13 protein-coding genes, 2 tRNA genes and 1 other RNA gene are annotated in these 24011 nt (G+C 42.1%); 7 read left to right on the forward strand and 9 right to left on the reverse strand.

Annotation, left to right across the window (positions count from 1 at the left end; genetic code table 11):
• Positions 1-72: 72 nt before the first annotated feature.
• From HMPREF3216_RS05870 to HMPREF3216_RS05890, 5 genes are all read right to left on the reverse strand, one after another.
• A tRNA-Leu gene (locus HMPREF3216_RS05870) sits at positions 73-159 on the reverse strand.
• A 66-nt stretch (positions 160-225) separates the two neighbouring features.
• Positions 226-2193: an FAD-binding protein gene (locus HMPREF3216_RS05875; protein ID WP_060787354.1), complete on the reverse strand. Its 1968-nt coding sequence runs from the start codon at positions 2191-2193 to the stop codon at positions 226-228.
• Positions 2194-2234: 41 nt separating this feature from the next.
• Entirely contained in the window at positions 2235-3749 is a 1515-nt protein-coding gene (locus tag HMPREF3216_RS05880) for a DNA-processing protein DprA (protein WP_060787355.1), read from the reverse strand.
• Positions 3746-5446 (reverse strand): YifB family Mg chelatase-like AAA ATPase, encoded by a 1701-nt coding sequence (locus HMPREF3216_RS05885; protein ID WP_060787356.1) that lies wholly within the window; start codon positions 5444-5446, stop codon positions 3746-3748. The genes HMPREF3216_RS05880 and HMPREF3216_RS05885 overlap by 4 nt, the downstream gene beginning before the upstream one ends.
• Positions 5446-5898 carry a YraN family protein gene (locus tag HMPREF3216_RS05890; protein WP_060787357.1) on the reverse strand — a complete coding sequence of 151 codons (453 nt, stop codon included), beginning with the start codon at positions 5896-5898 and terminating at the stop codon, positions 5446-5448. The genes HMPREF3216_RS05885 and HMPREF3216_RS05890 overlap by 1 nt, the downstream gene beginning before the upstream one ends.
• A gap of 225 nt (positions 5899-6123) precedes the next feature.
• On the opposite strand from HMPREF3216_RS05890, the gene glgX reads away from it, so the two are divergent.
• Complete coding sequence (glgX, locus tag HMPREF3216_RS05895; protein WP_060787358.1) at positions 6124-8247, forward strand: glycogen debranching protein GlgX; 2124 nt, start codon at positions 6124-6126, stop codon at positions 8245-8247.
• Between the two features lie 97 nt (positions 8248-8344).
• Here glgX and HMPREF3216_RS05900 read toward each other — a convergent pair whose 3' ends face one another.
• The gene (locus HMPREF3216_RS05900) at positions 8345-9409 is read right to left on the reverse strand and encodes a hypothetical protein (RefSeq protein ID WP_060787359.1); all 1065 of its coding nucleotides are present in this window, start codon (positions 9407-9409) and stop codon (positions 8345-8347) included.
• A gap of 133 nt (positions 9410-9542) precedes the next feature.
• Between HMPREF3216_RS05900 and HMPREF3216_RS05905 the strand changes: the two genes are divergently transcribed.
• Both HMPREF3216_RS05905 and aroA read left to right on the forward strand, forming a co-directional pair.
• Positions 9543-9616: transfer RNA gene (locus HMPREF3216_RS05905), tRNA-Pro, on the forward strand.
• Between the two features lie 48 nt (positions 9617-9664).
• Complete coding sequence (gene aroA, locus HMPREF3216_RS05910; RefSeq protein ID WP_060787360.1) at positions 9665-11050, forward strand: 3-phosphoshikimate 1-carboxyvinyltransferase; 1386 nt, start codon at positions 9665-9667, stop codon at positions 11048-11050.
• Between the two features lie 100 nt (positions 11051-11150).
• Here aroA and HMPREF3216_RS05915 read toward each other — a convergent pair whose 3' ends face one another.
• From HMPREF3216_RS05915 to HMPREF3216_RS05925, 3 genes are all read right to left on the reverse strand, one after another.
• Positions 11151-12380 carry an acetate/propionate family kinase gene (locus HMPREF3216_RS05915; RefSeq protein WP_060787361.1) on the reverse strand — a complete coding sequence of 410 codons (1230 nt, stop codon included), beginning with the start codon at positions 12378-12380 and terminating at the stop codon, positions 11151-11153.
• 130 nt (positions 12381-12510) lie between these two features.
• Positions 12511-14169, reverse strand: coding sequence for a phosphate acetyltransferase (gene pta, locus HMPREF3216_RS05920; protein ID WP_060787362.1), 1659 nt, complete (start codon positions 14167-14169; stop codon positions 12511-12513).
• Positions 14170-14454: 285 nt separating this feature from the next.
• Entirely contained in the window at positions 14455-16932 is a 2478-nt protein-coding gene (locus HMPREF3216_RS05925; protein ID WP_060787363.1) for a phosphoketolase, read from the reverse strand.
• 386 nt (positions 16933-17318) lie between these two features.
• Here HMPREF3216_RS05925 and guaA point away from each other — a divergent pair, with 386 nt between their 5' ends.
• The 4 genes from guaA to ssrA all read left to right on the forward strand — a co-directional run bounded on the left by guaA (position 17319) and on the right by ssrA (position 23294).
• Positions 17319-18881 (forward strand): glutamine-hydrolyzing GMP synthase, encoded by a 1563-nt coding sequence (gene guaA, locus HMPREF3216_RS05930; RefSeq protein ID WP_060787364.1) that lies wholly within the window; start codon positions 17319-17321, stop codon positions 18879-18881.
• A gap of 289 nt (positions 18882-19170) precedes the next feature.
• On the forward strand, positions 19171-20787 hold the full coding sequence (locus tag HMPREF3216_RS05935; RefSeq protein WP_060787365.1) for a DUF4435 domain-containing protein: 1617 nt from the start codon (positions 19171-19173) through the stop codon (positions 20785-20787).
• A gap of 269 nt (positions 20788-21056) precedes the next feature.
• On the forward strand, positions 21057-22775 hold the full coding sequence (locus HMPREF3216_RS05940; RefSeq protein ID WP_081091021.1) for an alpha-amylase: 1719 nt from the start codon (positions 21057-21059) through the stop codon (positions 22773-22775).
• 122 nt (positions 22776-22897) lie between these two features.
• Positions 22898-23294: a transfer-messenger RNA gene (gene ssrA / locus HMPREF3216_RS05945) on the forward strand.
• The last annotated feature ends 717 nt before the right edge of the window (positions 23295-24011 follow it).

Raw genomic sequence — 24011 nt, forward strand, 5'->3', positions numbered from 1 at the left:
ATAACCCATAGCCCCGCGCTTGGGATTAATACGCAAAAAGCCTTGCCGATTTCTCAGCAAGGCTTTATTCTGTGTCCGGAGCGGGACTTGAACCCGCACGCCTGTACAAATAGGCACTAGCACCTCAAGCTAGCGCGTCTACCATTCCGCCACCCGGACGGGTGTTTTAGACAACAGATAGAACTATAACATCTTTTTTGACTCTTTGCTTCGGCGTGTTGAAAATTAATTGATTTTTGCAATAATTTCTTTAATTTCGCTAGTATTTTGCCCGTTAATTGGCTGATTTGGGTTAAAATCAACGATTACAACTGGCATATTCTGCACGTTTCCGCTTAAATCTACTATAGAATGTTGAGGATTTTGGCTGTTATTGCGATTTGGATAATCCAATCTTGTAAAAGATCCTCTAGATTCATGCCTTGCTAAAGATGCGTTTAGAATGCTTTTTGCAAGTGTAATCATATTTTGCAATTCCAAAATAGCTGTTAGTTCTTGATTAAAAACAAGATTTTTAGAATGTACGGCAAGCATTTTAGCTTTTGGAATAATAATCGTATCGATTTTTTGCAAAGCATCTTTAAGTGTTTTTTCGCTACATCTAACAGCTGCCGCAGTTTCCATAATGTTTTCTAAGTTGTCTAGAAGACTATACGGATTTTGATTTGCGCTATCATCGTTACGAATTTGCATAAAATCTTGTATTTTTTGTATTCGATTTTTAGCTAATTCGTCTAGATTTTTAGTTTCGTTCTTGGTTTTGCTTTGTAAATTATTTTGATTTTGATTATTTTGATTTTGACTTTGTTCTTGCACGTTCTTTGCAATAGATTTTCCAGCGAGCTTTCCAAATAAGCAAGCGTCAAGAAGAGAGTTTCCGCCAAGGCGATTAGCCCCATGTACTCCCGAGCATGCACATTCTCCAGCAGCATATAATCCGTTTATGCTTTGTTTTTTGCCTCCATCTAATTTATACACTTGTCCGTTAAGGTTGATTGGTATTCCGCCCATTGTGTAGTGTGCAGTAGGCTTAATTGGCACAAAATCTTTTGATGGGTCTAAATGCGCGTATTTTTCAATCGTCTCTACAACTTGCGGAAGAGCCTCTTGCATATGTTGTTTTTCTATATGAGTCATGTCTAGCCAAACGCAATCTTTTTTGTCAACGCTGCTGGTGGTGTCTTCTACGCCCCTGGCAGCGTCAACCTCGGCTATAATCGCCCTGCTAACCACGTCTCTTGGTGCCAAATCCGCGTGAATCTTATCGTAGTTCTTCATAAATGCTTCGTTTTTGCAATTTCTAAGCACTCCGCCTTCGCCACGCGCCGCTTCCGAAAGCAGTATTCCAGTGTGTGCTAAGCCAGTTGGGTGGAATTGTATAAACTCTATGTCTTCTAATTGCAATCCAGCATTTAGAGCTAAAGCCATTCCATCTCCTGTTAAATCCCAGGAATTAGAAGTTGTTTCAAATAGTCTTCCAGCTCCACCCGTTGCTATAAGAACGTTATCTGCGATTATTTTTTCTACGCTTCCCGTTTTTTCGTTTAGCGCTATAACTCCTTCTACGCTACTTGTTTCGCTGTTGATTGCAATGTCTGTAACGTAAGTTTCTTCGCTAATTTCAATGTTTTCTTCTAAGCATTTTTGCCACAAACTGTACAAAATTTGGTGACCAATTCTATCTGCAGCGTAGGCGGCTCTTTTAACTGGCTGTTTTCCAAAGTCTGCTGTGTGGCCTCCAAAGAATCTTTGATTAATATGCCCATCTTTTGTTCTAGAAAAAGCAACGCCAAAGTGTTCAAGCTCAATAACTGTTTCTCTAGCTTCTTTTGCTAGCATTTTTGCCGCATTTTGATCGCTTAGCCAGTCTCCTCCGTGAACAGTGTCGTAATAGTGCCATTGCCAGCAGTCTTTTTCTACATTTCCTAGTGCTGCAGCTATTCCACCTTCGGCAGAGCCCGTGTGAGATCTTAACGCTTGAAGTTTGCAAATCACTAGTATTTTAGGCTGTTTTCCGTGTGTTTTTAGCTCTTTGTATTCTTTAGACTTTACTAAGCCTAATGCGGCTGAAAGTCCTGCAGCTCCAGCTCCAATAATTAAAACGTTGTAAAAAGAGCTATTTAATTTTATCTGCTCGCGTTTTTGTTGATTTTTTACGTTTAATCCGTTTTGTTCATTAAAGTTTGACTGCATACTACTTATTTTCTCATATTTTTTGTTTTTTAATTAAGACTTTAAGACTTTTTTCTATTTATGCTAAAAACTCCATTCTGATTTTTAATTACACCGTTTAGCTCAAGAATCGCAAGCTCTCCAGAGATTTTTGATATTGAAAAGTCGTCATTTGTTTCTGCTTTTGCAATGGTTTCACTAATGTTATCTATATTTGCGCAGATTTTGTTGTGCTTGCAATTGTAAATCGCTTTTAATATAAGCTTTTGGAAGTTTGTGCAAGTTTCTGGAATGCTTTCGTTATTTCCTAGCGAATGTGGTAAATAGTGGTGTGAAGTAGGGTAGATGTTTTCTATATCTCTGTGTGAGCATATCATCATAGCTTTTCCGTCGTGAATAAGCATGTTGCAGCCAGCATTATTTGGTAAAGTTACATCTCCTGGAACTGCGTACAATTCTCGGTTTAGTTCCAATGCCCAATTTGCCGTGTTTAATGCACCAGATCTTAATCTTGCTTGCGATACTATGATTTTGCTGGCGATTGCTGCAATAAGACGGTTTCTTAGCAAGAATCTGCGTGCTTCTGGAATAGTTTCGGGGCAAAGCTCGCTTATACACACTCCGCCGCTTGCAAGAATTGCGTTAAAAAGCTGAGCGTTGCATGTTGGCCCCATATTGTTTAGGCCTCCAGCAAAAACAACTATTGTTTTGCCTACGGGGCTTGCGTTTATTGCGTGGCAATCCAATGCGTCTAAGCTTCCCCAGTGCGCTGCAGCGTCAATTCCGTATGCTCCGCCAGAAACAATAGTGTGTCCTTTTTTAGCGCATGATTTAGCAAATGTAAAGCTAAGCTCGTACCCGTAGTCGTTGCAGCCTCTAGATCCAACAATTGCAAGAGGCTGATTGCATTGAACAAGAGCATTTGGGTCTCCAATTCCCCATAAGCAAAGTGGGGGAGCAACCTTACATTTTGTTGCTAAATCTTGCAATTGCTTAGGCCAATACTTGCTTTTTGGAGATATAATCCACTGCGTTCCGTTTGAGCTAAACCATTTTTTGAGTTTATTTGCATCCCAAAAAGGTAGGTTTTGCATTCTTAAACACCACTTTTTAACGGATTTATGCAATACAGCAAAATTATTTACTTCGTTTTTATTGTCTGCATTTTTACCGCCCCAGATTTTAAGACCTTCCAAAAAGTATTTTTCTAAAACCTTGATTTGCGGGTGATTTTTTACAATCTTTGTAATTGCATTGTCTAAATCATCTGCGCTTGAATCGCCATTATTCTTATAGCTGTTTGTTTTAAAATCAAGCTCTAGCTGTTTGCTGCTTATTTTGCCTTTGCTTTTAGTAATTGATTCACAAATAGAATATAGCGCGTCTACAATGCTTGCAGCATTAAGAGTTCCTATAGTAAGCGTGTACATTATGGCGTCTGCTCCATCTACGCAAAACGTTAGGATTGCGCGCGCTAAAGTTTCGTTATCTATTGAATAAACGTCTGCCGTTTGCGCGTTTGCTATGTTTGTGCTACTTGTGCTGTTTGCGCTGTTTGTTTTATTTTCGCTAATCATATTCTTGTCCTTAAGCTAATTGCTTGAGCCATATCTGTTAAATCTGGGCAAGTGTGCCCGCAAAGATCCGCTAAAGTCCAGGCAAGTCTGAGTGCTCTATCTGCTCCACGCAAACTTAGTTTGTGGTTTTCAAGTGATCTATTTATTAACTCAATCGCATCTTGCGAAGTGTTTTTTCTAAGCCATGTTCCAGAGGCTTGAGCATTGCAACTCCAACCAAGTTTTTTAAAACGATCTTGTGCAACAAGCCTTGCGTTTTTTACGTTTTGACGCATCATTTTGCTAGTCAAAATTTTTCCAGACATTTGACTTGCGCCGTTTTCTAACATGGCTTTTTTAGTTATGATTTTTTCTACAGGCGGAACATCCATTTGAATATCAATTCTGTCTAAAATCGGCCCAGAAAGTCTAGAAAAATAGCGTATGCGTTCTTTTTCTTTGCAAGTGCAGCGCTCGCCGTTTCCGTACGCGTATCCGCACGGGCATGGATTTGCTGCAATAACAAGCTGGAATTTAGCAGGATACAGCGTTGTTCCTTTAGATCTAGAAACAGCAATGTGGCCAGATTCCAATGGCTCTCTAAGTGTTTGCAAAACTCGCGGAGAAAATTCTGGAGCTTCGTCCATAAATAAAACGCCGCAATGCGCGCGAGTTATTATTCCAGGTTTTGCAAGTCCTGCGCCGCCTCCTATAAGAGATGCTGCAGAAGAAGTGTGATGAGGTGCTTCAAAAGGTGGAATGTCCGTTATTCCGTAGTAGTCAAGAGTTCCGCAAAGTGAGCGAATAGAGGCCACTTCTAGCTGCTCTTGTTCGGTGAGTGGGCACATTATGCTTGGCATTCTGGAAGCAAGCATGGTTTTTCCAGATCCAGGAGGGCCTATCATCATAACATGATGACCCCCAGCCGCTGCCACTTGCAAAGCCCACTTTGTGTGCTCTTGGCCTAAAACTTCCGACATATCTCCAATAGCGTTTAATGGCCTATTGTTTAATGGCCTATTGTTATTTTGTGGCTCTTCGCTGTCTTCTTTTTTATAGTTTGTATTGTTAAGGCCGTTATTATTAGGATTGCAATAATCTCCAGGATTTTCCCTTTCTTCCACAATAATGTGGTCGTACGGGTTAATCGCATTTAATGCGCGTTCTCTGTTCTTTTCGGCAATAGGCCTATCTTCGTCTTCTAATTTTCCATTTAGCTCGTCTACTAAATCCAAAATATGCTTAATCCCAATCGCCTCAATGCCGTCTACTAGCTTGGCTTCTGCAAGATTTTTGTATGGAATAATCATTTTTGTAATATTTTTTTGCTTAGCATACAGTGCGATTGGCAGCATGCCTTGAATTGGCAAAACAGATCCGTCTAAGTTAAGCTCGCCCAAAATAATAGTGTTTTCTAGCTCGTTAAGTGGAATAATTCCTCTAGCGCTTAGTATGCTTGCAGCGATTGCAAGGTCGTAAGAAGATCCGCTTTTTGGCATAGATGCAGGTGAAAGATTTACTGTTAGCCTTGTGTCTGGCCAAGTGCAGTGTAAAGACATGTATGCCGATTTAACTCGTTCTCTTGCTTCGCTTAAAGAAGTATCTGGTAGTCCAATAATCGAAAATCCAGGTAGACCGCTAGATATAAATGCTTGTAATTGTATTGTAAAGGCTTTTAATCCGAGTAGTCCTACAGATAATGCGTTGCCAATAACCATTAGAATGCTCCTAAAATGTGTTGTATTTGAATGTTTTTGTTTTTTGAAATAAGGATTGATACAACGTCGAATCGTATTCTTCTATGTTTAAACATCTTGTGATCTTCTAGCCATTTAAACGCAGCTTTGTGTGTTTTTATGCGTTTTTCTTCTGTTACCGCTTCTAGAGGAGTGCCAAACCGTACGCTTCTACGTGTTTTTACTTCTATAAATACGATTGTTCCTAAAATATCCATCATTACAACGTCCAGCTCTCCAAAACGACTATGCCAATTTCTATCTAGAAGAATCCAATTTTTAAGCATTAGTTTTATTGATGTGTATTCTTCTCCAAGACTCCCTATTGTTTTATTGGGCGTTGAAAAGTCGCATAGTTGTTCTTCGACTTTTGCTACGCGGCTTAATAGCCCTTCTTGAGATTGTTCTGCTGCAATGTTTTGTTGGTTTATCATGTTGCTATTTCATCAGTCTTAAAGCTTTTTTGCTATGTTTTTTAAGCAATGTGGTTAAAGGCTATACTTCGGCGTGTTGCCTTTAATTTAGGGAAAAATCAGCATGTTATATAAAAGATTTTTTTATTTTCTAAAAGACTCTTGCATTTTGTAAAAGTTTAATCTTTTTTAAGAATCGCCTATGGTATTGATGAAAACTATATAAATATATGCCATACTGGAACTATGCAAATTAGACCAGGTTCTATGTATCCGCTTGGAGCTACCTACGATGGCGCAGGCGTAAACTTCGCGTTATTCTCCGAAGTGGCAAAGCACGTTGAGCTGTGCTTGTTTGACGAGCAAGACAACGAAACTCGTATTGACATGACGGAGCAGAATTCTTACGTTTGGCATACTTACATATCTGGCATACAGCCAGGCCAAAGGTACGGCTATAGAGTTTACGGGCCGTATGACCCAAATCATGGATTGTGGTGTAATCCAAACAAGCTTCTTTTAGACCCATATGCTAAGGCAATAGAGGGAAATATTGACGGCGACGAGAGCCTGTTTTCCTACTGGTTTGCAAATCCAGACGATTTATCGGCAATGAACACTTTGGATTCTGCAAGCCACACTATGAAAGCTGCTGTTATAAACCCATATTTTGATTGGGGAAACGATCAGCATCCAATGATCCCGTATCACGATAGCGTGATTTACGAGGCTCATGTTAGGGGAATGACGAATCTAAATCGCAATGTTCCTCCAGAAATCCGCGGAACGTACGCAGGATTGGCTCATCCAAGCGTAATATCTTACTTAAAAAAGCTTGGTATTACTGCCATTGAGCTTATGCCTATTCACCAGTTTGTAAACGACTCTTTCTTGCAAAATAAGGGCTTAAGCAATTATTGGGGATATAACACAATTGGCTTCTTTGCTCCGCAAAATTCTTATTCTAGCTCTGGTCAGCGCGGCGAGCAGGTTAACGAGTTTAAAGCAATGGTTAAGGCTTACCATGCTGCAGGAATGGAAGTTATTCTAGACGTTGTTTACAATCACACTGCCGAAGGAAACGATAGAGGCCCAACTTTAAGCTTCCGTGGAATCGATAACCGTGCATACTATCGTTTAGTAGACAACGATCAGCGTCATTATTTTGACACCACTGGCACAGGAAACTCGCTTCTTATGCGTTCCCCTAAAGCCCTGCGATTAATCACAGATAGCTTGCGATATTGGGTTACGGAAATGCACGTAGACGGATTTAGATTCGACTTGGCTGCAACGCTAGCTCGCCAGTTCCAAGAGGTAGATAAGCTCTCTGCATTCTTTGACATTATTGAGCAAGACCCTATTATCTCTAGCGTAAAGCTTATTGCAGAGCCTTGGGATATTGGCGTTGGTGGATACCAAGTTGGTGGATTCCCTCCAAGCTGGTCCGAGTGGAATGGCCGATACCGCGATTGCGTGCGAGATTTTTGGCGCTCGCAGCCTTCGACTTTGCCTGAGTTTGCAAGCCGACTTATGGGAAGCTCCGATTTATATGAGCAAAACGGCCGTAAGCCAGTTGCGTCTGTAAACTTTATTACCGCTCATGACGGCTTTACTATGAACGATTTAGTGAGCTATAACGAAAAGCATAACGAGGCTAATAAAGAAGGCAATAACGACGGTGCTAACGACAATCGTTCGTGGAATTGTGGAGTAGAAGGCCCTACAAATATTCACGATGTTAACGAGCTTCGTCAGCGCCAGATGCGAAATCTTTTCTCCACTTTGCTAATGAGCCAGGGTATTCCTATGATTTGCGCTGGAGATGAAACCATGCGCACTCAAAATGGAAACAACAACGCATATTGCCAAGATAATGCTATTTCTTGGATTAATTGGGATTTTGATTCCACTCAAAAAGATATGTTTGACTTTGTTTCCAAGCTTATTCATTTAAGGCTGGATCACCCCGTTTTGCATAGGCGTAGGTTCTTTACTGGTCGTATGCCTTCGGATGATGCCTCAGAGATTCCGCAAGTAGAGTGGTTTGATCACACTGGTTCCGTAATGGATATGGAAGCTTGGAGTAATACTCATGCGCTTTCGGTTATGATCTATTTAAATGGTTCAGATATTCCAGAAACCGATTGGTATGGAAGTAGAATGGTCGATAACGACTTTATTCTTATTTTCAACGCGCATTACGAGCCTATAACTTTCACTTTGCCAGATAAGCGTTATGGAGAAAAGTGGACTCTTGTTGTAGACACTCATAATCCAAAAGGTCCGCAATTGCATTACGAATCTGGTTTTAATATTGTTGCTCAATCAAGAAGTTTCCTTCTTCTTATGAGCGAAAAGCAAGAATAATCAAGAATAATATTAAGGATTAAATTGATTGTGACCTATGGTTGCGCTTTTAGCCAGCCGTAGGTCACATTTTTAATATCTTGATTTAAGACATTATTTAAGATTTGACTTGAAATCTTAAACGGTCACTTTGCATAGCTGCCACTTGCCTGGAAAACACTATTATCCATCCTAAAAATAGTAAACAAGACAAAGCTTCTACATTTGTTAAAGTGTTATTGCCATGAACCCATTGGTTTCCAACCCAGGCTGTAAGAATAACAGCTAAATCCGAAGCAACGTAGAATGTTTTAGAAAGCCTAGGCGCAAGCCACGGAAGGCATATAAGCATTGTGCAAATAAGTCCTGTAACGCCTCTAGCGCATAAATCGTGTATAACGGGGTGTGGGGTATAGCGGAAAGTTCCAATCCCAATAAATGCTATTCCTCCAAGAATAAGCAGAGCTGCCATAATAGTTGTTCGAGCTTTAAAATGCTTTGTAGCGTTAGTGCCTTTATTTTGCAAGATTTCGTGCTGTGTAGCAACAAACTCGGTTATAGCAAAGTAGCTTGTAATAATAATGCATATTCCAGCTAGAATCAGCGTTGCATTAAACATGCTTGCAGCAAACGTTGTTCTGTCGCCAAGTTGGGAGAAGTTATTGTTATACCAATATGGGTCGTCGGAGGTTAATCCAGCAGTTGCTGCTCCAGAAATCACAAATAGTGGAAGAAGTGAGGCAACGGTTTTTGCCTCTAAAAGTTCTGCCTGAACAAGAGTTGCATACCCAACAATTCCGCTTAATGCGCAGCAAAGAACAGGAAGATAAGTATTTACAGCGCTTCTTCCAATAATGCTGTTGATTATAGAAAGAAGAGCAAAAGACATTAATAGCATTGTTGCGCCGTAAATCGTAGAAAGTGCGATTATTTCAAAAGCATGTTTTGCAATTTGCAGCCAGTTCTTTTTAAGTAATCCTTTGTGTGTTCTTAAATATCCGACTATAAAAGTGCACATGCTGCAAGCTGCCACAACTCCAGATGCCATTGTAAACAAGCGTTGCGTAACCTGCCATATTGCGGGCATTGTGTTTATGTATATAGACATTACAATCATGCCAAATACTGCGCATGCAAGAAAAGCGATTAATCCCGCTGCCTCCGCACGTTGAAAACGCCCCATGCTAACCTCTAAATCCGTTGCCTATTTTCAATGCTGATTCTATTCTATCGCGCGTGTTGCAAATTTGCTTTTGTCTGCAATGTGCGCTATTGTATTTGATTGTGCTTGGAGCTGGTAATCAGCTAGAAAGCATCGGGGTGTAGCGCAGTTTGGTAGCGCGCCTGCTTTGGGAGCAGGATGTCGCAGGTTCGAATCCTGTCACCCCGACTTTTTTATATCTGCTTGTTTTCTACACGTTCTTAGATAATTCATAGTATGAGTGACGTTACGAATTTAAACGCAAAAGATGTAAACAATCTTTGGAAAGCACCATTTTCAAATAGTGCGATTAATGCTTTAGTTTCTGTTCCTGGAAGCAAGTCGTTATCTAATCGATATTTGATTCTGGCAGCTCTTGGTAAAAAACCAGTTGTTTTAAAGGGGCTGCTGCGTTCTAGAGATACGGAACTTATGATTAATGCGCTAAGCGTATTTGGAGTTTCTTGCAAATCATTAAGCGAAGATGGCACAACAGTTTGCGTTATTCCGCCTAAAAATGGCGTTTTTAGCGTAGATGATTGTGCGGTTGTTAATTGTGGCTTGGCTGGAACAGTTATGCGTTTTGTAACGGCTTTAGCGCTGTTTGCAAATAAGTCTGTAAAGTTTGATGGAGATGAGCAAGCGTATGCTCGCCCAATGAAGCCTGTTCTAGATGGATTGGAACAGTTGGGTGCAAAAATCGTATATCACGGAGAAGTGGGCTTCTTACCATTTAGCGTTACACCTCCTAAAAATCTTGTGGAATATGGGGTAGATGGCGAGCAAACTGCTGGCAGCAATCGTGTTGTTCGCATTGATTCTTCGCTTTCGTCTCAATTTATATCTGCGCTGCTGTTGATTGCATCGCGTATTCCAAAAGGTCTACAAATCGAGCATATTGGAAGCAAATTGCCTAGTATGCCGCATATTCAAATGACAATGGAAGATGTGCGTAAAGCTGGCGGAGTAGTAGATATGCCAGAAAGTGGAATTTGGCGTGTTAGAGAACATGATTTAACTTTGCCAGATGAAGTTGTTGTGGAGCCAGATCTTTCTAACGCAGCGCCTTTTATTGGGGCAGCGTTGATTGCTGGCGGATGCGTTAAAATCCCTAATTGGCCGCTTAAAACTACTCAGCCTGGGGGATTGTTGCCTGGGATTGTTGAGCGGATGGGTGCAAAAATCGTTTTTGAGCATTCTAGCGCAGATTCTTCAACGTTATGCGTAACTGGTAGCGGCAAAATTCATGCCATTAAGTCACTTGATTTGGCTGCTGCTGGTGAGGTTGCGCCAAGTATTGCTGCGATTCTTGCGTTTGCAGATGGTGTAAGCGAGTTGCACGGTATTGCGCATTTAAGAGGCCACGAAACAAATCGCTTGAGTGCAATAGTTGCAGAACTAAATCGCGTTGGAATATGCGCTGATGAGCTAGAAGATGGAATCCGTATTATTCCTAGCCAAAATATGCATGGGGAAGTAATGGAGACGTATGCGGATCACAGAATGGCCACGTTTGCAGCAATGCTCGGGCTTAGAATTAATGGCATTAATGTTAAAAACATTGCCACTACGCGTAAAACACTTCCAGATTTTCCAACAATGTGGAATAACATGCTTAAATAGTGTGCTTAAATAACATGCTTAAATAACAAATAATCCCGAGTTTTTTAACCCGGGATTATTTATGCGTTACGTTTTACGTTACGTTGTTTTACACTACGATTTAGCGCTCAAACTTGTTGCCGTAAGAATCCACGCCAGCTTCTGCGATTTGTGCAGACTTTCTAGCGATTGCCAACTCTTCGTTGGTTGGGATTACAGCAATAATCACAGAGCTATCTGGAGTGGAAATAACGCGTGGCTCCTTAGAACGAACCAAGTTCTTCTCTTTATCGAGCTTAACGCCGAATGGAGCAAGCTTTTCGCACACAAGAGCGCGAACAATCTCATCGTTTTCGCCAACGCCAGCGGTGAATGTGATTACATCCACGCCGCCCATTTGAGCGGTGTAGTTGCCAATGTAGCCAACAATGCGGTGAACGTACACGCCGAGAGCAAGCTTAGCGTCTTCGTTGCCTTCTGCGATTAGCTCGTGAATATCGCGCAAATCGCCGTGGCCGGTCATGCCCATCATGCCAGAACGCTTGTTAAAGAGCGTATCAAGCTCGTCCACGTTCATGTGAGCGTTGCGAATAAGGTGGAACACTACAGCTGGGTCAATATCTCCAGTGCGGCCGCCCATCATCAAACCTTCCAGAGGCGTTAAGCCCATAGAAGTTTCAACTGGCTTGCCAGAAATCTGAGCAGAAGCAGAAGCGCCATTTCCAATGTGCAAAACAATCTGCTTTAAGCCTTCTGCAGGCTTTCCAACAACGCTTGGAACTACAGAGCCAATGTACTCGTGGGAAGTGCCGTGAGCGCCGTAGCGACGAATGTGGTACTGGTTTGCAATATCTTTGTTCAATGCGTAAGTCGCAGCAACCTGTGGCAAATCGTGGAAGAACGAAGAATCGAACACCATAATCTGTGGAACGTCTGGCAAAAGTTCAGTCATAACTTCAGCGCCAACAGCCTCTGGACCGTTGTGAAGTGGAGCCAAAACGGCCAAATCCTTTACCTTATTAATTGTCTTTTTGTTCACTAATGCTGGCTTAGGGAAGGTTAAGCCACCCTGAACAACGCGGTGTCCAACAGCAACGATTCCAGACTTGGAAAGATTTGGACCATATTCCTCAAAGAAGCCGAGTACGCGCTTTAAGCCCTGCTCGTGATCGTGCACTGGCTCGTCAAACTCATGCTTTTCGCCATTGAATACGTGCTTGTAGTGTCCGTCAACTGGCTCGCCAATTTTTTCTACAATACCAGACGCAATACCTTCGCCGCTTTCCAAATCGACGAGCTGGTACTTAATCGAGCTAGAACCAGAATTGATAACAAGAACGGTTTTTGCCATGAGGGCATCCTCCATAAAGTGTTGATAAGGCTAGTAAATTGCCACATTTAAGTGTACATGTAAGTTCCTACAATGAATGCTTTTGTTAAGTCAAATCATTGTAGGAACTTGCGATTATTTCTTGCGATTATTAGAACTGCGCTTCCAATGCTGTAAGAGCAACAGTGTTAATAATATCTTGAACCAACGCTCCTCTAGACAAGTCGTTAACAGGCTTGTTTAGTCCTTGCAAAATTGGTCCAACAGCCAATGCGCCGCTGGAGCGCTGAACGGCCTTGTATCCAATGTTTCCAGCGCATAAGTCTGGGAACACAAACACATTTACGTGGCCTGCAACATCATTTCCTTTAGCTTTGGACGCAGCAACAGTTTCGGACCATGCAGCGTCAAACTGTATAGATCCAACAACCTTTAAGTCTGGGTCGCTTTCTTTTACAATCTTTGTTGCTTCTTCTACAAGATCAACGTCTGGGCCTTTTCCGGATCCAAGAGTGGAGTAAGATAGCATTCCAACCTTAGGGTCTAAGCCAAAAGCCTTAGCAGTTTGTGCAGACTGCAAAGCGATATCTGCCAGCTGCTGCGCGTCTGGATTAAGGTTGATTGCGCAATCTGCAAACACAGCCACATGATCTTTAAAGCACATAATGAATGCTCCAGAAACAAGCTTAGATCCTGGCTTAGTTTTAATAACTTGAAGAGCTGGGCGAACTGTATTTGCCGTTGAGTTAACAGAGCCAGAAACAAGTCCGTCTGCTAATCCAAGTACCACTAGCATTGTGCCAAAGTAGCTTGCATCTTTAAGCTGTTCTCTAGCTTGCTCTTCGGTCATGCCTTTCTTTGCGCGCAACTCGCAGAGCTTGCTAATCATCTTGCTAAGAACAGCCTCGTCGCTCATAGACTGGAAGCTTGCTTTGTTAAGAGACTTTAAGCCGAGTTCTTTTCCGCGTGCAAGAATAGATTCGCTTTGGCCAACAATAATAAGATTTACAATGTCTCGCTCTAGCAAATAGTCAGCTGCTTTTAGAATGCGATCTTCTTCGCCTTCTGGAAGCACAATTGTTTTCTTATTTGCTTTGGCTTTTCCAAGCAAGCTGTATTGGAAGGCGTACGGGGTAGTAGGGGCGTTAAATGGCTGTTGCAAAGCGCTAATAATCTCTTCGTTTGCAACATAATCGCTGAATTTATTCGATTCGGATTCGCTTATAGAAGGCAAAGTCCAAAGTGGAGTGCCATTATTGCTTTGAGCGTAGTTTTCTTTTAATTCTTTTGCTAAGTCTTCTTTGCAATCAGTTACAAATATGCCAAATACTTTTGTGTATTCTTTGCTAACGCTTGCGGATTGTGCTTCGATTGTTTGCAAGATTTGCTTGCTATCTCTGCCTTCTGCGCAAACGCTTAAGAACACTGGGGAAGCTAAGTCGGCTGCCACAGATGCATCGAATCTAAACAAATCTGGGTCAAATACGGAAGTGGAATCGCTAGCTACAATAACGCATCCTTGAGCGTTTGTTGCGCTAATCAGATCGTTGTAGCTAGCTACAATGTCTCCTCTTAGAGCGTCTTTGTTTTTACGAACTGCGCATGGGCATGCGGCAATTGCCTGTTCCAGCGTTGGCTTTGTGTTGCTTGCTGCTATCAATTCGCTTGTAAACGCGTCATCATGCTTTGCAGATGGTCTAAAAACAGTTGTTGAATAATGATTAGAAAGAGCCTTTGTAACTCCCAGTGCTACAACATTGCGACTTTGCGCGCAGTCGGAGCTGATAATAGTTACGTTAACTAACGACACGACTTTTCTCCTTTGATGCGTCTGTGTTTATTCTATTTTGCTTCGCATTTTTATTTTGCTTTGCATTTTCGGTTTTGCTATTCTTCGTATTTCAACGTTGAAAATTGCATATCGAACGAAGAACCCTTAGCTATTTTAAGGCTATTTGTAGAACAACAAGCGGAAATTCTGATTTTTTATGTGTTTTATTATTAATTTTTTTGTGCGACTAATTTTTTAGGGAGCCAACCTTTCGATTGACTCCCTAAAAATCAGCTAAGCAATTTTAGCGTTGATAGCTTAAAACTACTCGTTATCGCCAGCGGTTGCAGCGGTAGCGGTGACAGCGCCTGGCTTGTCGGTCTTAACGCCTGGCCATACCCAATCGGTGTAGTCTGGGTGATCAAGACCCTTGTCCACTGCATACTGGAAGGCTTCGAGGCGGAAGTCCTCGAGCTTCTTGATTTCGTCGGCATACTTAGCAGCATCAACCATGCGCAATGCTTCAGCGGTAAGCTCGTAACGATCCATGTCGTTCACGCGAACCATATCGTATGGCGTGGTGGTGGAGCCCTGCTCCTTGTAGCCATGAACGTTGAAGTTGTCGTGGTTTGGACGATCGAAGATCAAGCCGCGAACGTCATGTGCGTAGGAGTGATAAGCGAAGAGGACTGGCTTATCAGCGGTGAAGAGCTCAGTGAACTCTTCGTCAGTCAAAGCTTCGTTGTTTTCCTTAGCGGACTGCAACTTGAGCAAGTCAACAACGTTAACAACCTTGAACTTAACGCCAAGCTTGTTCAACTTGTCGGCAGCGGCCATCAATTCCTGCTGTGGAACATCGCCAACACCAGCAAGAACAACCTGAACTTCGTCATTGTTCTTAGCGTTGGAAGCCCACTTCCACTCTGCAGCACCCTTCTCGAGCTCTTCGCGAGCTTCGTCGAGGGTCAACCAAGTAGCAGCTGGCTGCTTACCAGCGAAGATTGCGTTGATCATATTGGTGGACTTGTAAACCTTCTCACCAACAGCGAGCAACATGTTGGAATCTACTGGGAAGTAGATGCCGATTACGTGATCGTTGTTGAAGGTCTTGTTCAAGAGCACGGAGGTTACGCCTGGATCCTGGTGCGAGAAGCCGTTGTGATCCTGACGCCATACGTGAGAGGATACCAACAAGTTCATGGAGGAGATTGGCTTACGCCATGGAATCTCACGAACTGTAGCCTCAAGCCACTTTGCGTGCTGGTTCAACATGGAGTCAATAACGTGTACGAAGGACTCGTAAGAGCTCCAAATGCCGTGACGACCAGTGAGCAAGTAAGCCTCGAGGAAGCCTTCCATCTGGTGCTCGGAGAGCTGCTCGGTTACCTGACCGGTAACTGCCATGTGCTCATCGACTAATTCGGAGAGGTAGCCTGCGTCCCACTGCTTGTTGGTTACTTCATAAGCAGCCTGCAAACGGTTGGAAGCGGTCTCATCTGGGCCGAAGATACGGAAGGAATCTGGGTTGTTCTTAATGATGTCGCGGGTGTAAACACCAAGGCGACGGGTAGCTTCGAGCTGACCCCAACCGTGACCGAATTCCTTAACTTCCTTAACCTCGTAATCCTCAAGCTTTGGAAGCTTAAGATCTTCGCGGATACGACCACCGTTGGCGTTTGGATTTTCGCCAATACGGAGTTCGCCCTTTGGCATGAAGGAAAGAACGTCTTCCTTCACAGCGCCGTTTTCGTCGAAGAGCTCTTCTGGCTTGTAGGACTTCATCCAGTTCTTCAAAACCTCAAAGTGAGCTTCGGTATCACGAGCGGAAGCCAGTGGCACCTGGTGAGAGCGCCAAGAGCCTTCAGTCTTCTTGCCGTCGATGAACTTAGGGCAAGTCCAACCCTTTGGAGTGCGGAAGATAATCATTGGGTAGTAAGGGCGAGTTACATCGTTAGTCTGAGCCTCGGCCTTAATATCGCAAATCTCGTCGAAGATGGTCTCGAACATGTCGGCGAAGCGACGGTGAATGGACATGTGATCCTCATCGTCGAAGCCAGCAACGAACTCGTATGGCTCGTAGCCCATGCCGTGGAAGAACTCGTGAAGCTCTTCGTCGGAAATGCGGGAAAGAATGGTTGGGTTAGCAATCTTGTAACCGTTCAAGTGCAAGATTGGAAGAACAATACCATCGGTACGTGGGTTAACGAGCTTGTTGGACTGCCAACCAGTAGCCAAAGGACCGGTTTCTGCTTCGCCGTCGCCAACGATTGCTGGAACGAACAAGCTTGGGTTGTTCATAACAGCGCCGTAAGCGTGGGAGAGAGCGTAACCAAGCTCGCCACCTTCGTGGATGGAACCTGGGGTCTCTGGAGCAAAGTGAGAAGGAATGCCACCTGGGTAAGAGAACTGGCGGAAGAACTTCTGCAAACCAGCTTCGTCCTTGGTGATCTTTGGATAGTACTCAGTGTAGGTACCGTCAAGATAAGACTGAGCAGTACCAGCTGGGCCGCCGTGGCCTGGACCCATAATAATCACAGTGTTCTGCTGATGCTCAGCAATGAAACGGTTAATGTGGCCAATAAGGAAGTTAAGGCCTGGAGTGGTACCCCAGTGACCCACTAGACGATGCTTAACGTCTTCGCGAGTAAACGGCTCCTTCATTAGAGGGTTGCTACGAAGATAAATTTGGCCGATTGAAAGATAGTTGGCAACACGCCAGTACTTGTCTACGCCTTCGATGGCCGCCTCGGAAACTGGAGCGTTAAGCTTCTTCCAAGGGGTGCCAATAACAGGACTCGTCATGTGTACTCCTGTACTCAAGCACTTTTCAGTGCAATTTTAATCATTACCATTTGGTTATAGAGGCTAAAAAACAAACGTATTCGCCTCTTTTTCCATCTTTTTCAGTATAGTAATAGCTTTTGACTTTTGTGCGTTTGATTAGTTACTACGTGCGAATTTGTTGAAAAAATGTGTTAAAGTGTTAACAAAAATCACCTTAAAAGTATCAATTATGTTATATTTGATGTTAACTTTGTTGTTATGTCAAGGTTGTTTATTTTTACAATTTTTATGATTTGTTAAGTTGCGGCGTTTCGCACAACGCCAACGTCTAAAAGCGCCATTAGTATAAATTGAATCACCTATAAATGTGTTTCTAAATGTGTTTCTTATATATAAGGAGAATCATGGCAAACGGTCCGGTACTTGTAGTTGACTTCGGTGCCCAATATGCCCAGCTAATCGCTAGAAGAGTGAGGGAAGCAAACGTTTATTCGGAGCTTGTTCCACACTCCATGCCAGTAGAAGAGATGCTGGCAAAAGATCCAAAAGCCATAATTCTTTCTGGCGGCCCTGCTTCCGTTTATGAGCCAGGAGCGCCAAAAATTGACACAAAGATTTTTAATGCGGGCGTTCCAGTGCTTGGAATTTGCTACGGATTCCAAGTTATGGCTCACGAGCTTGGCGGCGTTGTAGATAAAGCTGCATTGGGCGAGTACGGAAAAACGCATGCAACTATTGACGATGCAGAAGGATTGCTTGCTAATTCTCCAGCAGATCAAAGTACCTGGATGAGCCACGGAGTGGCAGTTAAGAGCGCGCCAGAAGGATTTGAGGTGCTTGCTCACACTCAAGGCGCTCCAGTTGCGGCTATGCAAGACAAAAATCGCAAGCTTTACGGAGTGCAATGGCATCCAGAAGTCAAGCATACGCCTTTAGGTCAAAAGCTTATTTCCACATTCTTGCACGAGTGCGCAGGGTTGGAAAATGATTGGAATCCTTCTAACATAATTGAAGATCAGGTTGCAAAGATTCGCGCAGAAGTTGGCAGTGCGCAGGTTATTTGCGGACTTTCTGGAGGAGTTGATTCCGCTGTTGCAGCAGCCCTAGTGCATAAAGCAATCGGAGATCAGCTCACTTGCGTTTTTGTGGATCACGGTTTGCTTAGAAAAGGCGAAGTTGAGCAGGTTAAGCACGATTTTGTTGAGGCCACTGGAATTAAGCTTATTGCAATAGACGCAGAAGATGACTTTTTAGATGCGCTTAAGGGTGTTAGCGAGCCAGAGCGCAAGCGCAAGATTATTGGCGAAAAGTTTATTCGCACATTTGAAAAAGCGCAGCGACAAGTTATTGAAGAAGCTGGCAAATCTGGAGCAGAAGTTAAGTTCCTTGTACAAGGCACGCTTTACCCAGATGTTGTGGAATCTGGCGGCGGGGATGGCGCTGCAAATATTAAGTCGCATCACAATGTTGGCGGCTTGCCAAAGGACTTAAAGTTTAAGCTTATTGAGCCTTTGCGCACTTTGTTTAAGGATGAAGTTCGCGCAATTGGTACGGAGCTTGGGCTTCCAGACGCTATTGTGTGGCGCCAGCCGTTCCCAGGCCCAGGGTTGGGAATTCGCATTGTTGGCGAGATTACGCGCGAGCGTTTAGCTGTGCTTCGAGAAGCAGATGCAATTGCGCGCGAAGAGCTTTCGGCAGCTGGATTAGATCGCGATATTTGGCAATGCCCAGTTGTTCTTTTGGCAGATGTTCACTCTGTTGGAGTTCAGGGAGACGAGCGCACATATGGCTCGCCAATCGTGCTTCGCCCAGTAAGCTCTGAGGATGCTATGACCGCTGATTGGTCGCGAGTTCCATACGATGTTCTAGCCAAGATTTCTACTCGAATCACAAACGAATGTCGCCAGATTAATCGCGTTGTGTTAGACGTTACATCTAAGCCACCAGCAACAATCGAGTGGGAGTAATCGCAAAATTTTCTAAAATGCCTTAATTACAAGCTATAAAGAGAATGAAAAATGGCTACTGGTACTCAAATGGTACTGGAAGTAAAAAAGAATAAACTAAATAATAGTTCCAAGTGGTTTAGATTTGAACAAAAAATTAGACCGTAGTTTAAATGGTTCTATAATAAATGTTGAGATCCACCTAGACTCCAACATTTATTATAGAACCATTTTATTAAGTTAAATCTTCAAGTTAGATTTAAATAAAACGATTGTATTAATTTGAAGCTAAGTTTAAGAGGTGAGCAATATGTTGAAGAATTTGAAAAGTTATAAATATAAGCTACCTAAAACTAATGGTGGTATTGAAGAACACACAATAAATAATAATTCAGTAATAATTATAGGAGCAAATGGTAGTGGGAAAAGTAAATTAGGAGCGTGGATAGAAGATCAAGATTCTGATATTGTTCACCGAATTGGAGCCCAAAGAAATCTTAATTTTAATCCTAATTTACCGCTTAGTAATTATGATGATGCAAAGAATAAAATAATTTACGGAACAGATGATGAAGATATCGTTAAAAGACGTGATAAAACAGTTAGATGGAATTGGGGAAAGTCTAAAACTACTAAGCTGATAGATGATTTTGATGATGTATTGGCAGCTTTAATAGCAATGTATCACAATGAGACATTAGAATATTTTAAAAATTGTAAAAATGCGGAAAAAAACAATTTAGTTAAGCCAAAAACTCCCTTGACTGTCATAGACAAACTAATGGAAATATGGAATAGTATATTTCCGCAAAGAAATCTTCTGTTTGAAGATTCTAAATTTTATGCCCATGAAGTAATCAAGCCTTCTGAAAAGTATTCTGCAAATCAAATGAGTGACGGAGAAAGAGCAGTACTATACTTGGCTTCACAAGTTTTAGCTATTCCTGAAAATAAAACACTAATAATCGACGAGCCTGAAATACATCTTCATGGAACAATAATGAATAAGTTATGGGAAAGTTTAGAAGAATATCGCTCTGATTGCTTATTTATTTATATAACACATGATACAAATTTTGCTGCCTCTCATAAAAATTCAGAAAAGATATGGGTGAAATATTACGATGGGGAAAATTGGGATTTAGAAAAAATAATTTCTAATGAATTACCAGAAAAGTTGCTATTTGATATTTTAGGGTCACGTAAAAATATTTTGTTTGTAGAAGGAGAAGAGAGTAGTTTTGATACTCAATTGTACTCTATCTTATACCCTAATTATTTTATTATTCCTTGTGGAAGCTGTATGCAGGTTATCATGAGAACAAAATCCTTTAAATCAACTCAAAATATTCATAACTATAATGTTTATGGAATAATTGACCGCGACTTTAGGACAGAGGTTGAAATAAATAAATTAGAAAAAGATAATATTTATACATTAAAGGTCTCAGAAGTGGAAAATTTATTTGTTATAGAAGAACTGATAAGTTTTGTAGCAAATCATTTAGGTAAGAATTTTAGTGATGTTTTTAGTAATATTAATAATTATATAATTAAGCAAAGATTTGGTAATCAAATTTATAGTCAGGTTAGGAAAAATGTAGTATCTCAGATAAAGTATGAATTATCCATGGCTGAAATTTCTGAAATAAATACAAAAGATAGTTTCACTAATGCTATTGAAAGTATTAATGCTGACAGTATTTATGAAGAAACATTAAATTCATATGAAGAAGCATTGATAAGTAATAATTACAAAAAAGTGTTGGAAATGTTTAATGAAAAAGGCTTAGCTAAATCAATAGGCCATTATCTTAGTTTAAAAGACAATGATTACTTAAATACAGTTATTTCTATTTTGCGAAATAAGGAACACGAGGAAGTATTTGGAATATTTAAAAACTATGTCCCAAGGCTTTCGGATTAAACATTGATATAAACTTAGTTCGGAACAATTATAATTTCTCCGGTACTGGGACTGGGACGGGACTAAAAATCTGAAAACGTCTTATAATTAGGTGGATTTGGTGATACTCTAAAAAATAGAGTCTAGTATTTTTAATGGTTTGGGATATGTCGGACGTTTGGAAAAGAAGAGTGGGAATAGATAGGACTAATATAGTCCTACATAGCTCTATATATAAGGAGTGAAGTAAGAACAAAGCAAAGCCGCAATTCTTGCAGAAAGGAACAACGATGATCCACGGCATAAAAGCATTTACAGGCTTTAATAAAAAGGCGTTTGTAAAGTTAAAGTTTGTGTTGGCAAGAGTTGCGGCTATAACATCTTGTGTTGCTACCGTTTTGGCGGGAGCAGTAGTCGCAAGCAGCCCAGCGATCGCATATGCTGGCTCAAAATCATCTCAAAAAACTGCAGAAAAAGGCGTAATCGTAACAGCATTCCAACAAAATTGGAAAAGCATAGCCAAGGAATGCAAAAAAACGTACGGCCCAGAAGGCGTAAAATACGTGCAAGTATCGCCAGCTCAAGACCATATTAAGGGCAATCAGTGGTGGACAAGTTACCAGCCAGTAAGCTATAAAGTCAACTCAAAGCTTGGCAACGAAGAAGAATTTAAAAATATGGTAACAACTTGCAAAGCTGCTGGAGTGGGAATAGTAGTAGATGCTGTAATAAATCACACTAGTGGTTTTGCAAACAAAGATACCGTTGGCGTTGGTGGAAGCAAGTATGATGCTGCAAATCAATCGTTCCCAGATGCTGGGTATACAAAAGATGATTTTCACAAATCTACAGAAAGCATAGGAACCTACAAAAAAGCTGAAGTTGTTTGGAATAATAGGCTTGTTGGGCTTTTAGACCTAGACACGTCTAGCAAGCACGTTCAGCAAACTTTGGGAGCATACTTTGCGTACATGCTAAAGCTTGGAGTTGCTGGGTTTAGGGTAGATGCCGTAAAGCATATGTCTCCGCAAGATGTAAAAGGCATAAAAGCGGCGGCGGCTAAGGCTGCTGGAACAACGCCAGATAAGATTTGGTGGATGCAAGAAACAATCGGGGCGCCTGGGGAAGAAGACCCTAGAATTGAGCCAGACCAATACTTGGAAACGGGCGAAGTTAAGGAGTTTCAATACTCCTACAGGTTGCGTAATTATTTTTACGGTTCTATTGAAAATCTTAAGAATATTACAGATAAGTTGATTCCAAGCAAAAAAGCTGCGATTTTTGTTACAAATTGGGATACTGAGCGAGATAATGCAAGCAGAGTTTTAACGTACAAAGATGGCGAAAAGTATAAGCTTGCAAATGCGTTTATGCTTGCGTACCCGTACGGGACCCCAAACGTGTTTTCGGGGTATGAGTTTACGCAAAGAGACGAGGGAGCGCCTGGGGCAACAAGCACTTCGATTCCAGATGTAAGTTGTGCAAGCGGTTCCAGATGGCAGTGTACGCAAAGGTGGACTTCGATTCGCGGAATGATTGGGTTCTACAACGCTGTTAAGGGCACTAAGGTTACTAATTGGCAAGATGACGACGATAATAACGTTGCGTTTAGCCGAGGAAACAAGGGTTTTCTTGCGATTAACAACACGGAAAAGCCGCAAAAAGTGAGTTATAAAACCGATTTGCCAGACGGCGAATATTGCAATGTTTACGAGTCTAAAGATTGCAGTAAAACCGTTAGCGTTAGCGGCGGTAAGGTAGAGACCACTATTGCGGCGGAGTCTGCTGTTGCTCTTCATGCTAATGCTGTAAAGAGCCTTGGAAATGCTAGAGCTAGAAACGTTACAATATTTATTTGCGTGTTTGTTGTGTCAATTTGTACGTTTGTTGTTAATAGAAGATTTGTTGAAAAATCGAAGAAGCTTGCCAAGGGCGTTGCTAGCGGTGCTGGTGCTGAGGGCGCTGCTGGTGGCGCTGGCGATAGTGGCACTGCTGGCGATAGCAATTAAACTTAAAACAGGTTGACTCTATCACTGTATTTATTTATAATAATTATTCTGGCTTTTGCCAGTGTTTAATCATTGGTTAGTGTTTAATCATTAGTTTGATAAACCAGTTTGATAAATTAAAAGGGGTCGATCGGTTTCGACGGTGATCTGTTCGCCGCGGGGAAGCGTGCCGAGAATGCGAAAGTCCGCTCGTAAACGTCCTTTCGCAAAAGAATAAGTGCTAAATCTAATCGCACTGAGTTCGCTCTTGCTGCCTGAGCTTCGCGCCAGGATTAACCAGTGAGCAGCTGCTCCGTTTACCCACTCACGTCTTCGGGGTGGTGCTAAACGTCATTAGAAGACTTGCTTGAATTGCCGAGCTGCAGGGCGATTCAGGGACTTTTACTGTAGATATGCTCGCCATGAATTGTCTGCAATAACATGGGGGCAGAAAAATTGCCGAATGGCCAGCAGACTACGCACGTAGAAGACCGAGGGTACGGTTTCCGGACCGGGGTTCAATTCCCCGCGACTCCACAAACGCAAAAACGCCACTGCTCGCACAGTGGCGTTTTTTTGTTGGCCTATACCCGATTTTCCCGAGAATGTTGTTCAAAACCACAAAATCAGCTACAAAAAGCGCAAATTTTTCCCGACTTTGTAGTTCTAAACGCCAAAATTAGCAACAAAAAGCGGAAATGTAGGTCGTCGTTCGCGCGGTCTACGCGCGCGAACGTCTTCGCCGCGCAGAAGCAGTGCTTCTGCCTGAGCGGCTCAGCGAGTCGAGGTGATTTCTCGCGCATTATGCAGCTCGAAATCGTCGACTCGCACGCAGATTAGCCGCGCTCACGTCTTCGCTTGCGTTGAAAGCACGGTGTGCTTTCAACTTTGAGCAAGCTCAGCGCTCCGAATTGCCTTTTCGCGCTACGCTTCTCAAGCGAAAAGGCAGGTCGTCGCGTGCGACACACCCGAAAAGTCTTTCCTTAAAAAAACCTGGGAAAATTCTTTAAAAACCTTGAAATGCGTATTTTTACGGCTTATTCGCGATTTATGTGTAAAATTTACGGTAAAAACTCTTAATTTAGTAGATTTACAATAAAATATTTAGACCAAACCTTAACGTTAGCTGAATGTTTGGTTGATTTTTGCCATAGCATGCTGTATCTTTTAAGTCAGTTACCAGTGAATCCCTAGTTCACGGGGAACTACGCGGGAAACCGCAAAGGCAAATTTTTCTCTGCGCCCCTAACGCAGAGG

This window comes from Gardnerella vaginalis, from assembly GCF_001546455.1.
Classification (GTDB): domain Bacteria; phylum Actinomycetota; class Actinomycetes; order Actinomycetales; family Bifidobacteriaceae; genus Bifidobacterium; species Bifidobacterium vaginale_B.

What these genes read in the sequence shown, in the direction of transcription:
- HMPREF3216_RS05875 (WP_060787354.1), bottom strand. Translation starts at nt 2,193, where the DNA reads ATGCAGTCAAACTTTAATGAACAAAACGGATTAAACGTAAAAAATCAA.
- HMPREF3216_RS05880 (WP_060787355.1), bottom strand. Translation starts at nt 3,749, where the DNA reads ATGATTAGCGAAAATAAAACAAACAGCGCAAACAGCACAAGTAGCACA.
- HMPREF3216_RS05885 (WP_060787356.1), bottom strand. Translation starts at nt 5,446, where the DNA reads ATGGTTATTGGCAACGCATTATCTGTAGGACTACTCGGATTAAAAGCC.
- HMPREF3216_RS05890 (WP_060787357.1), bottom strand. Translation starts at nt 5,898, where the DNA reads ATGATAAACCAACAAAACATTGCAGCAGAACAATCTCAAGAAGGGCTA.
- glgX (WP_060787358.1), top strand. Translation starts at nt 6,124, where the DNA reads ATGCAAATTAGACCAGGTTCTATGTATCCGCTTGGAGCTACCTACGAT.
- HMPREF3216_RS05900 (WP_060787359.1), bottom strand. Translation starts at nt 9,409, where the DNA reads ATGGGGCGTTTTCAACGTGCGGAGGCAGCGGGATTAATCGCTTTTCTT.
- aroA (WP_060787360.1), top strand. Translation starts at nt 9,665, where the DNA reads ATGAGTGACGTTACGAATTTAAACGCAAAAGATGTAAACAATCTTTGG.
- HMPREF3216_RS05915 (WP_060787361.1), bottom strand. Translation starts at nt 12,380, where the DNA reads ATGGCAAAAACCGTTCTTGTTATCAATTCTGGTTCTAGCTCGATTAAG.
- HMPREF3216_RS05925 (WP_060787363.1), bottom strand. Translation starts at nt 16,932, where the DNA reads ATGACGAGTCCTGTTATTGGCACCCCTTGGAAGAAGCTTAACGCTCCA.
- guaA (WP_060787364.1), top strand. Translation starts at nt 17,319, where the DNA reads ATGGCAAACGGTCCGGTACTTGTAGTTGACTTCGGTGCCCAATATGCC.
- HMPREF3216_RS05935 (WP_060787365.1), top strand. Translation starts at nt 19,171, where the DNA reads ATGTTGAAGAATTTGAAAAGTTATAAATATAAGCTACCTAAAACTAAT.
- HMPREF3216_RS05940 (WP_081091021.1), top strand. Translation starts at nt 21,057, where the DNA reads ATGATCCACGGCATAAAAGCATTTACAGGCTTTAATAAAAAGGCGTTT.